Genomic DNA, 10,173 nt, shown 5'->3' with positions numbered 1-10,173 from the left:
ATGTCGGGCTGCTGGACGGGGCGTGGCGCCGTCGCGCCGGCGGCAAGCGCCGCATGCAGGAGGCCGAGTTCGGTCTCAGCCTGGCGCAGCCGCATCTCGACGCCGTCGAGCCGCCGCTTGGCGTCACCGGCCCGGATGAAGGCGGCGATGGCCATGATCGGCAGAGCGAGGATGAGCGCCGTGGCGACGACGATGCCGAAGACGAAATCCATGCGGTGTGGCCCCCTGATGGCCAAAAACAATCTATTGCGGCCGCAAAACGCGCCGCCGATATCCCGCCAGATGCGGGTTCAACATTTCCGCGCGATGGCGCGCGTCGGGAGAAGTGTCACCGCAGGTCGTTGCGATGGCGTTGCCGCGGGCGGTGCAATGCGATCAACGGCCGAGCCTGAGCGCGAAGGGCTCGCCCTCGTAGGCGTCACACCCGCGGCCGATCCGCTCGATCGCCGCCACCATCCTTCCGTCGCGGCTGAGCATGCGGTCGGCGATGGTGACGAGGCGCAGGTTGGGCGTCGCGCTGGGGCTCAGCCGCCTGAGTTCGCCCGCCAGCGCCTCCTCGTCTTCGGCCGGATTGATCGCGCAGGCGGTGATGTAGGCGGCGGCGGTGGAGCGGCTGATGCCGGCCCAGCAATGGACGACGAGCGGGCTCTGGGCGCTGTGGGTGCGCCACCAGCCGTCGACGAAGCCGAGCAGGCGCTCGACATGGGCGTCGGCCGGGACGACATAGCCCTCCATCGGCGCGACGATGTCGTTCATGCCGAGGAAGAGGTGGTCGTCCACCGCGACCGTCGCCGGCCGCTCCACCACCGTGCCCTGGTTGATCAGAGTGACGACATGGCGCGCGCCGGTCGCCTGCACCGTCGCGGCGAGCCTGGACAGCGAACAGACGTGAACCTGCATGACCGTGTCCTCCTGGCGCCCGCATGGCTTGCCGCCTGATACCGCGGGTTCGATGACGAAACGATGCGGCAGATCGCTCGACCGGGCAATGCCGGCGGGCGCTCAGACCGCGAGCTCGGCGAAGCGGGCGAGAAAGGCCGCCTTGGCGCTGTCGGAGTCCATCGGCACCAGGACCGGCGGGACGCCCTTCGCCCCGCCGAAGATGCCGGTGGGGGCGCCGAAGAGGCCGATCGCCTCGTCGTGGCCGAAGCCGGCGAGCTGGGTCGCCTCCAGGAAGGCGGCGACGTGGTCGGCCTTCTTGGTGAGGACGGCGATCTCGGCCGGGGCCGCGGCAGGCAGGCCGAATCGGATGTGGATGGCGCCCATCAGCCGGGCCTCGACCGCCTTGTAGTCACCGCCGATCACCGCCTTGAAAGGCGAGATCATGTCGCCGATGACATATTCGGGCGCATCGTGCAGCAGCACGGCGAGCCGCCAGCGCGGCGCGAGAGCGGGCTCGATCCGCCCCGCGATCCCCTCCACCAGGAGGCAATGCTGCGCCACGGAGAAGACGTGCGGGCCGGTCGTCTGGCCGTTCCAGCGGGCGACGCGGGCGAGGCCATGGGCGATGTCCTCGATCTCGACGTCGAGCGGCGAGGGGTCGAGCAGGTCGAGGCGCCGGCCGGAGAGCATGCGTTGCCAGGCGCGCGGCGGGCGCTGGCGGGGGGATGGGGAGCGGGTGGCCATGGGCCCTTCCTGCCCGCTTCGCCGGGCGCGGGCAAGACGGGTTTTGGCAGCAGCATGGCGTGAGTGCGGAGGGTGCGGCGATGGACGGGGGAACGCGGAGGGGATAACGGGGTTCACCCCGCGCGCGCCCCGGCGCAAGCGCCCGCCGAAGGATGCCGCATGACCACCCCCGACATGGCGAGCCTGCCGCCGCGCCCCATCGACACCCCGCGCCGCCCCCGGATCGCGCTGGTGGATGTCGCCCGCGGCGCGGCGCTGGCGGCAATGTTCGTCTACCATTTCGCCTGGGATCTCTCGTTCTTCCGCCTGATCGCCACCGACATCGTCGCCCATGCCGGCTGGCGCTGGTTCGCCCATCTGATTGCCGGCTCGTTCCTGGCGCTGGTGGGGGCGAGCCTCGTGCTGGCGACGCGCGGCGGCCTCGACCGGGCCGCCTATCTGCGGCGGCTCGCCATGGTGGCCGGCGCGGCGGTGCTGGTGACGGCGGGGACCTATCTCTTCATCCCCGACGCCTATGTGTTCTTCGGCATCCTCCACCACATCGCGGTGGCGAGCGTCCTCGCCCTGCCCTTCCTGCTGCTGCCGAGCCTTGCGGTGGCGGGCGCCGCCATCACAGCCTTCGCCCTGCCAGCCCTCGTCGCCCACCCCCTCCTCGACGCCGATCTCCTCCTCTGGCTCGGCCTCAACGACCGGCCCATCCGCTCCGGCGATTTCGTGCCGCTGTTTCCCTGGTTCGGCTGCGTGCTGGCCGGCATCGTCGCGGCGCGGGCGGCGCTGGCCCTCGTCGGCGAGGAGCGGCTTTCCGCCATCCGTGCCGAGGCTGGTGCCGCGGGGCTCCTCGCGACGATGGGGCGGCATTCGCTGCCGATCTACCTCATCCACCAGCCGCTGTTCATCGCGCTGCTCTCCGCCTGGATCTGGCTGTTTCCCGCCTCGGTGCATCGCGGCACGGCGGGGGCCGATTCCCAGACCCGGCCCTTCGTGGAGGCCTGCATGCGCACCTGCGTCAGCAACGGGCAGGAGGCCGAACTCTGCCGCGAGGCCTGCGAATGCACGGCGGACCGGCTGAAGCGCGACAATCTCTGGGGCCAGGCGCTGTCCGGGCAGATGAGCACCACCGAGCGCGCCCGCGTCGGCGAAATCGCGCGCATCTGCACACGGGGAGAGTGAGGCGGGCGGGAGCTGCGCGTCATCAGGAATGGAAGGGCATCGCCCTCACCGTCATGCCCGGCCTCGTGCCGGGCATCCGCGACTTGAAAACCGCATCGGGGAGGACATTCGTGGATGCCCGGGACAAGCCCGGGCATGACGGCGGAGGTTCGGGTGTCAGACCACCGACGTGGCGTCGTCTGAGCCCCGCCTCACCCCAGTGCCTTCACCTCCTCGTGGCGGAAGCAGCCGACCATGTGGTCGTTGGTCATGCCGACTGCCTGCATGAAGGCGTAGACGATGGTCGGGCCGACGAAGGAGAAGCCGCGGGCCTTCAGGTCCTTGGAGAGTTTCTGCGCCACCTCGGTCTCGGTCGGCACCTGGCTGCGGTCACGGAAGTCCGGCTGCAGCGGCCGCCCGTCGACATACTTCCACAGATAGTCGGAGAAGCCCTCGCCGCGGCCCATCATGTCGCAATAGATGCCGGCCGCCTTCACCGTGCCGACGATCTTGGCGCGGTTGCGGATGATGCCGGGATCCTCCAGCAGCGCCGCCACCTTGTCCGGCCCGTAGCCGGCGACGACGTCCGGGCGGAAGCCGTCGAAGACTTTCCGGAAATGGTCGCGCTTGCGCAGGATGGTGATCCAGGAGAGGCCGGCCTGGAAGCCGTCGAGGATGAGCTTCTCGAACAGGGCGCGGTCGTCGCGCTCGGGAACGCCCCAGTCGGTGTCGTGATAGGCGACATAGAGCGGATCATGGCCGGGCCACCAGCACCGCGGCTTGCCGTCTGCATGATCGGTGAGCAACATTCGGGTCTCCTGCCGAATTATTTTACACTTAAAATATTTTTGGCGGGTGGGGTTGTTCGCGAAAATTCCACGGCGATAATGCCTTCGCATTGGCCGCGACCACGGACAAGCCCGGGAGCGGTCTTCGACCCGAGCAAGGCTCGGGGTGGGAGGTTTTCGATGAAGCGCATCCTTCTCTCTCTGGCGCTGGGGGCGGCGACGCTCGCCGGTCCGGCCCAGGCCCAGGAGCCGATCCGCATCGGCGTGATCCAGACGCTATCCGGCCCTGCTGCCGTCCTCGGTCAGCAGGCGCGCGACGGCCTCCAGCTCGCCGTCCGCCAGCTCGGCGGCAGGATGGGCGGCCGCGAGGTCCAGGTCATCGTCGTCGACGACGAGCTGAAGCCGGACGTCGCCGTGCAGCGCGTCCAGGCCCTCATCGACCGCGACCGCGTCGACTTCGTCGTCGGCCCGATCTTCTCCAACATCCTGCAGGCGATCCACGCGCCGGTGGTCAATTCGCCGCGCGCCTTCCTGATCAGCGCCAATGCCGGTCCGTCGAGCTATGCCGGCCGCGGCTGCCACGAGAACTTCTTCGTCACCTCCTACCAGAACGACCAGGTGCACGAGGTGCTCGGCGCCTATGCCCAGCGGCAGAACATGAAGAAGGTGTTCCTGCTGACCCCGAACTACCAGGCCGGCCGCGACGCCATGGCCGGGTTCAAGCGCCACTTCCGCGGCGAGATCGTCGACGAGGTCTATACGCCCCTGGGGCATCTCGACTTCTCCGCCGAACTCGCCCGCATCGGCGCCTCGGGAGCCGACGGCCTCTTCACCTTCATGCCCGGCGGCATGGGCGTGAACCTGGTGCGCCAGTACGGGCAGGCCGGCCTCACCCAGCGGGTGCCGTTCCTGTCGGCCTTCACGGTCGACGAATCGACGCTGCCGGCCCAGCAGGACGCCGCCATCGGCATGCTCGCCGGCATGACCTGGGCGCCGAACATGGACAACCCGCAGAACAAGAAGTTCGTCGCGGACTACGAGGCGGCCTTCGGCTCGGTTCCCGGCTCCTACGCCATGCAGGCCTATGACGCCGCGATGCTGATCAACAGCGCCGTGGTCGCCACCGGCGGCAACCTCACGGACCGCGCCGCGGTGCGCACCGCGCTGCGCAAGGCCGACTTCACCTCGCTGCGCGGTCGCTTCCGCTTCGCCAACAACCACTATCCGATCCAGGACTTCTACACCGTGCGCGCCGCCAAGCGGCCGGACGGCAAGTTCCAGACCGAGATCGTGGACCGCATCTTCGAGAACTACACGGACGTCTACGCCGCCCAGTGCCAGATGCGCTGGTGAAGGCCTGACGATCAAGAACCCTCTCCCCGCGCGGGAGAGGGTATCTGCGGGGCTTTTTCAGCTCTGCCCGTCATCCCCGGCCGAGCACAGCGAGGGGAAGGGGATCCAGGAGCCGAGAGCTCCCCCGCCCGGGTGATGCGTTCGGCCCTGGCCCCCCCTTCCCTCGGCCTTCGGCCTCGCCGGGGGTGACGAGCGGTGCCGTTCGACGCCTTCCGCTCAACCGATCCGCCGCCAGCCCCGACTGCCTGACTGACGAGCCCCCATGTCCTCCACGCTCCTCATCATCCAGACGTTGAACGGGCTGCAGCTCGGCGTGCTGCTGTTCCTCATCGCCGCCGGCCTCACACTGGTCTTCGGCGTGATGGACTTCATCAACCTCGCCCACGGCGTGCAGTACATGCTGGGTGCCTATCTCGCCGCCATGTTCGTGGCCTGGACGGGCAACTTCTTCATCGGCATCGCCCTCGCCCTGATCACCGCTCTCGCCTGCGGCCTGATCCTGGAGATCGTGGTGATGCGCCACCTCTACGACCGCGACCATCTCGAACAGGTGCTGGCGACCTTCGGCCTCATCCTGTTCCTCAACGAGGGGGTGAAGATCGTCTGGGGCGCGGCGCCGCTACAGGTGCCGATCCCGCCCTCGCTGTCCGGGACGATCCGCATCGCCGACGGGGTGCTCTATCCCGTCTGGCGCCTCGCCATCATCGGCTCGGGCCTTGCGGTCGCCCTCGGCCTCTACCTCATCGTCGCCAAGACGCGGGTCGGCATGCTGATCCGGGCGGGCGCCACGAATGCACCCATGGTCTCGGCGCTCGGCGTCGACATCCGCCGCCTCTTCATGATCGTCTTCGGCTTCGGCGCCATGCTGGCGGGCTTTGCCGGCTGCATGGCCGCCCCGGTCTTCTCGGTGGAGCCGGGCATGGGAGACAACCTGCTCATCCTCGCCTTCGTCGTCATCGTCATAGGCGGCATCGGCTCGATCCGCGGCGCCTTCGTCGGTGCGCTCCTGGTCGGCCTCGTCGACACGCTGCTGCGCTCCTTCTCGGTCGACCTTCTGCGCCTGTCGGGCCTCTCGCCCTCGGATGCGCGCACCATCGGTCCGGCCATCGCCTCCATGTCCATCTACATCCTCATGGCCGCCGTGCTGTTCTTCCGGCCGACCGGCCTCTTCCCGGCCAAGGGCTGAACCATGGCCGAGACTCCCGCCCCCACCGCCCTGCCTGCGACGCCGCCGCTCTGGCGCCGGCTGTGGCTGCCGGTCCTCGTCTTCGCGCTGCTGGCGCTGGTGCCCTTCGTCTGGTCCGAGCGCTTCATCCTCGGCCTCGTCACCCGCGCCATGATCATGGCGATCGGCGCGCTGTCGCTCGACCTCATCCTCGGCTATGGGGCGCTCGTGTCCTTCGGCCACGCCGCCTTCCTCGGCATCGGCGCCTATGCGGTGGCGATCCTGTTCTCCCACGACATCGTCGACGCCTCCATCGCCTTCCCCGTGGCGATCCTGGCGGGCGCGCTCTTCGCCCTCGTCACCGGCGCCATCTCGCTGAAGACCCGCGGCGTCTACTTCATCATGATCACGCTCGCATTCGGACAGATGGCCTATTTCACGGCCACCAGCCTCTCGGCCTATGGCGGCGACGACGGCTTGCGCATGTTCCACCGCTCGGAGGTGTTCGGCACCCGCATCCTCGCCAACGACACGACCTTCTACTTCGTCGTGCTCGGCACGCTCGCCCTCTGCTTCGTGCTGCTCAGGGCCATCGTCGGCTCGCGGTTCGGGCGGGTGCTGCGCGGGGCGAAGGAGAACGAGCGGCGCATGCGGGCCCTCGGCTTCGACCCCTTCCGCTACCGGCTCGCCGCCTATGTCATCGCCGGCGCCATTTGCGCGCTGGCCGGCGCCCTCTTCGCCAATCTCGGCACGTTCGTCGCGCCCGCCTACATGACCTGGCAGCGCTCGGGCGAGTTCATCGCCATGGTGGTGCTCGGCGGCATGGGCACGCTGATCGGCCCGATCATCGGCGGCATCGGCGTGACGCTGGTCGAGGAATGGCTCGCGGCGCTGACGCAGCACTGGAAGGTGATCTTCGGGCCCATGGTGATCCTCGTCGCCATCTTCGCCCGCGGCGGCGTCGTGAAGCTGCTGGAGCGGGGAGGCGGCAAATGACCGTGCCCATTCTCTCGCTCTCGAACCTGCACAAGAGCTACGGCGCGCTGAAGGTGACGGATGGCGTGACGCTGGACATCGCGCCGGGTGAACTGCACGCGATCATCGGCCCGAACGGGGCCGGCAAGACGACGCTGATCTCGGAGATCACCGGCGAGGTGGCGCTCGATGCCGGAACCGTCACCTTCGCCGGCGAGGACGTCACCGCCCTGCCCGTCCATGCGCGGGCACTGCGCGGCCTGACGCGCTCGTTCCAGATCACGCAGGTCCTGCCCGGCTTCACCGTGCTGGAGAACGTCGCGACGGCGGCACAGGCCCATGACGGCTCCTCGTTCCGCTTCTTCCGCTCCGCGAACGCCGAGCGGCGGCTCAACGACCCCGCGATGGCGGCGCTGGGGCAGGTGGGCCTCGCGCCCCGCGCCGGAACGCTCGCCGCGAGCCTCAGCCACGGCGAGAAGCGCCAGCTCGAGATCGCCATGGCGCTGGTGTCGGAGCCGAAGCTCCTCCTTCTCGACGAGCCCATGGCCGGCATGGGCCGCGAGGAGACCGAGGGCATGGTCGAGGTGCTGATGGCGCTGAAGGGGCGCTATCCCATGGTGCTGGTCGAGCACGACATGCACGCGGTGTTCCGTCTCGCCGACCGCATCTCGGTGCTCGTCTACGGCCGCGTCATCGCCTCCGGCAGCCCGGAGCAGGTGCGCGCCGACCCCGCCGTGCGCGAGGCCTATCTCGGCGAGGAGGAGTTCGCATGAGCGGCCCCGACCTCGCCATCGACGCCGAGACCCGCCTCGCGCACCAGTCGGGCGACACCCGTCCGGAGCTGCGGCTCTGGCTGCGCCTCCTCACCTGCACGACCATGATCGAGCGGGAGATCCGCCGGCGCCTCGCCGAGCGGTTCCAGATCACCCTGCCGCGCTTCGACCTCCTCGCCCAGCTCGACAAGTCGCCGGAGGGCATGACGCTCGGCGACATCTCCCGCCGCATGATGGTGACGAACGGCAACGTCACGGGCCTCGTCGCCCGCATCGCCGAGCAGGGCTATGTGGAGAAGCGCCGCGATGCCCTCGACGGGCGCGCGCAGCGCATCGTCATGACGGCCAGGGGCCACCAGGATTTCGCCCGCATGGCGCGGGAGCACGGCGCCTGGGTGCGCGAACTCCTCGCCGACGTCGACCCGACCGAGCGCGAGCTGCTGATGGGCCTCCTCGCCAAGACCAAGGCCTCCGTCGCCCGCGCCGCCGCGGCGCGGATGGAGGGCGGGGCATGACGACACAACCCCGGAACACCCCATGCTGACCGTCTCCAATCTCGAGGCCGGCTACGGCGACGTTCAGGTGCTGTTCGGCGTCTCGCTCTCGGTGGCGAACGGCGAGGTGGTGACGCTGCTCGGCCGCAACGGCATGGGCAAGACCACCACGATCAAGTCGATCTTCGGCCTCCTGAAGCCCGCCGCCGGCGCCATCGACGTGGACGGCGTGGGCCTCGCTGGGCACGCGCCCTTCAAGATCGCCCAGGCCGGGCTCGGCCTCGTGCCGGAGGGGCGGCAGATCTTCCCCAATCTCGACGTCGAGGAGAACCTCGTCGCCACCGCCGCCAACAGGGGCAAGCGTGAGCAGGCCTGGACGCTGGAGCGGGTCTATGAATTCTTCCCGCGGCTGAAGGAGCGGCGCCGCAACATGGGCAACCAGCTCTCGGGCGGCGAGCAGCAGATGCTCGCCATCGGCCGGGCGCTGATGACCAATCCGAAGCTCCTCGTGCTCGACGAGGCGACGGAAGGGCTCGCCCCCGTCATCCGGGCGGAGATCTGGGCCTGTCTCGCCCGCCTCAAGCAGGACGGCCAATCGATCCTGGTCATCGACAAGAACGTCGATGCTCTGGTCAAACTGGCGGACCGGCACCTGATCCTGGAGAAGGGCCGGATCGTCTGGGAAGGGACGAGCGGCGATTTCCTCGCCAGTCCCGACCTGAAGGATCGCTACCTGCACGTTTGATCGGACATGCCCATGGCCACCGCGCTCGCCGAAACCATCGCCCGCGAATACGGCACACCGGCCGTCGTCATCGACATGGACCGGGTGGAGGCGAACATTGCCCGCGTCCAGGCCCAGTGCGACGCCGCCGGCATCGCCAACCGCCCGCACATCAAGACCCACAAGAGCCCGGAACTGGCGAAGCTCCAGGTCGCCGCCGGCGCCAGGGGCATCACCTGCCAGAAGATCGGCGAGGCCGAGGTGATGGCCGCCGCCGGGCTCGACGACATCCTCATCAGCTACAATCTCCTCGGCGAGGAGAAGATGAACCGGCTCGGCCGGCTCCTCGAATCGACCACCGTCACGGTTGCCGCCGACAACGCCACGGTCATCGGCGACCTGCCGAAGGCCGCAGCCCTCGCCGGACGGCCGCTCGGCGTGGTCATCGAATGCGACACGGGGCGCAAGCGCGCCGGCGTCGAGACGCCGGGCGAGGCCATCGCGCTCGCCAAGCTGATCGCGGCCTCGCCGGGCCTCTCCTTCAAAGGCTTCATGATGTACCCGACCGAGGACGGCTGGCCGGAGGCGCAGAAGTTCCTCGACACGGCGCTGGCCGGCATCGGGCTCGAGGGTCTCGAGGCGGAGATCATCTCCACCGGCGGCTCGCCGAACATGAAGAATATCGGCAAGCTGAAGGGCGCGACCGAGCACCGTCCCGGCACCTACATCTACAACGACCGCATGCAGGTGGAGGTCGGCGTCGCTACCCTCGATGACTGCGCGCTCACCGTCTATTCCACCGTGGTGAGCCGCGCCGGCGCCGACCGGGGCATCCTCGACGCAGGCTCCAAGACGCTCACCGCCGATCCCGGCGGCGGGCTCGACGGCTACGGCCTCATCCTCGAGCACCCAGAAGCGCGCATCGCGAAATTCGCCGAGGAGCACGGCTTCCTCGACCTGTCGAAGTGCAACGAGCGACCGAAGGTGGGCGACATCGTGCGCATCGTGCCGAACCACGTCTGCGTGGTGGTCAACATGGTGGACGAGGTGGTGATGGTGCGCGGCGAGGAGATCGTCGGTATCCTGCCCGTCGCCGCCCGCGGCAAACTCAGGTGAGGAGACGGAC

Annotated in this window: 12 protein-coding genes; 8 read left to right on the top strand and 4 right to left on the bottom strand. The window is 69.1% G+C overall.

The window, feature by feature from the left end; all coding sequences use genetic code 11:
* From ACT6XY_RS01270 to ACT6XY_RS01260, 3 genes are all read right to left on the bottom strand, one after another.
* Positions 1-212 (bottom strand): hypothetical protein (locus tag ACT6XY_RS01270; RefSeq protein ID WP_444746529.1); only part of this gene is annotated, 212 nt, incomplete at its 3' end.
* A gap of 163 nt (positions 213-375) precedes the next feature.
* Positions 376-900 (bottom strand): tyrosine phosphatase family protein, encoded by a 525-nt coding sequence (locus tag ACT6XY_RS01265; protein ID WP_444746528.1) that lies wholly within the window; start codon positions 898-900, stop codon positions 376-378.
* 102 nt (positions 901-1,002) lie between these two features.
* The gene (locus ACT6XY_RS01260) at positions 1,003-1,626 is read right to left on the bottom strand and encodes a hydrolase (RefSeq protein WP_444746527.1); all 624 of its coding nucleotides are present in this window, start codon (positions 1,624-1,626) and stop codon (positions 1,003-1,005) included.
* Positions 1,627-1,785: 159 nt separating this feature from the next.
* Here ACT6XY_RS01260 and ACT6XY_RS01255 point away from each other — a divergent pair, with 159 nt between their 5' ends.
* Entirely contained in the window at positions 1,786-2,796 is a 1,011-nt protein-coding gene (locus ACT6XY_RS01255; protein ID WP_444746526.1) for a DUF1624 domain-containing protein, read from the top strand.
* Positions 2,797-2,987: 191 nt separating this feature from the next.
* Here ACT6XY_RS01255 and ACT6XY_RS01250 read toward each other — a convergent pair whose 3' ends face one another.
* Complete coding sequence (locus ACT6XY_RS01250) at positions 2,988-3,584, bottom strand: DNA-3-methyladenine glycosylase I (RefSeq protein WP_444746525.1); 597 nt, start codon at positions 3,582-3,584, stop codon at positions 2,988-2,990.
* Between the two features lie 159 nt (positions 3,585-3,743).
* On the opposite strand from ACT6XY_RS01250, the gene ACT6XY_RS01245 reads away from it, so the two are divergent.
* The 7 genes from ACT6XY_RS01245 to ACT6XY_RS01215 all read left to right on the top strand — a co-directional run bounded on the left by ACT6XY_RS01245 (position 3,744) and on the right by ACT6XY_RS01215 (position 10,163).
* A complete protein-coding gene (locus tag ACT6XY_RS01245) occupies positions 3,744-4,916 on the top strand; it encodes an ABC transporter substrate-binding protein (protein ID WP_444746524.1) in 1,173 nt (390 codons plus the stop codon).
* A gap of 262 nt (positions 4,917-5,178) precedes the next feature.
* Positions 5,179-6,102 carry a branched-chain amino acid ABC transporter permease gene (locus tag ACT6XY_RS01240; protein ID WP_444746523.1) on the top strand — a complete coding sequence of 308 codons (924 nt, stop codon included), beginning with the start codon at positions 5,179-5,181 and terminating at the stop codon, positions 6,100-6,102.
* A gap of 3 nt (positions 6,103-6,105) precedes the next feature.
* Positions 6,106-7,077: a branched-chain amino acid ABC transporter permease gene (locus ACT6XY_RS01235; RefSeq protein WP_444746522.1), complete on the top strand. Its 972-nt coding sequence runs from the start codon at positions 6,106-6,108 to the stop codon at positions 7,075-7,077.
* The gene (locus ACT6XY_RS01230) at positions 7,074-7,829 is read left to right on the top strand and encodes an ABC transporter ATP-binding protein (RefSeq protein ID WP_444746521.1); all 756 of its coding nucleotides are present in this window, start codon (positions 7,074-7,076) and stop codon (positions 7,827-7,829) included. Before ACT6XY_RS01235 ends, ACT6XY_RS01230 begins: the two co-directional genes overlap by 4 nt.
* On the top strand, positions 7,826-8,344 hold the full coding sequence (locus tag ACT6XY_RS01225) for a MarR family winged helix-turn-helix transcriptional regulator (RefSeq protein ID WP_444746520.1): 519 nt from the start codon (positions 7,826-7,828) through the stop codon (positions 8,342-8,344). The genes ACT6XY_RS01230 and ACT6XY_RS01225 overlap by 4 nt, the downstream gene beginning before the upstream one ends.
* Positions 8,345-8,366: 22 nt before the next feature.
* On the top strand, positions 8,367-9,068 hold the full coding sequence (locus tag ACT6XY_RS01220) for an ABC transporter ATP-binding protein (protein ID WP_444746519.1): 702 nt from the start codon (positions 8,367-8,369) through the stop codon (positions 9,066-9,068).
* A 12-nt stretch (positions 9,069-9,080) separates the two neighbouring features.
* A complete protein-coding gene (locus ACT6XY_RS01215) occupies positions 9,081-10,163 on the top strand; it encodes a D-TA family PLP-dependent enzyme (RefSeq protein ID WP_444746518.1) in 1,083 nt (360 codons plus the stop codon).
* Positions 10,164-10,173: the final 10 nt, after the last annotated feature.

The organism is Phreatobacter sp., assembly GCF_052440005.1.
In the GTDB taxonomy this organism is placed as follows: Bacteria; Pseudomonadota; Alphaproteobacteria; order Rhizobiales; family Phreatobacteraceae; genus Phreatobacter.
Note: the sequence above shows the minus strand (reverse complement) of the source record. Positions and strands in the feature narration are given on the sequence as shown.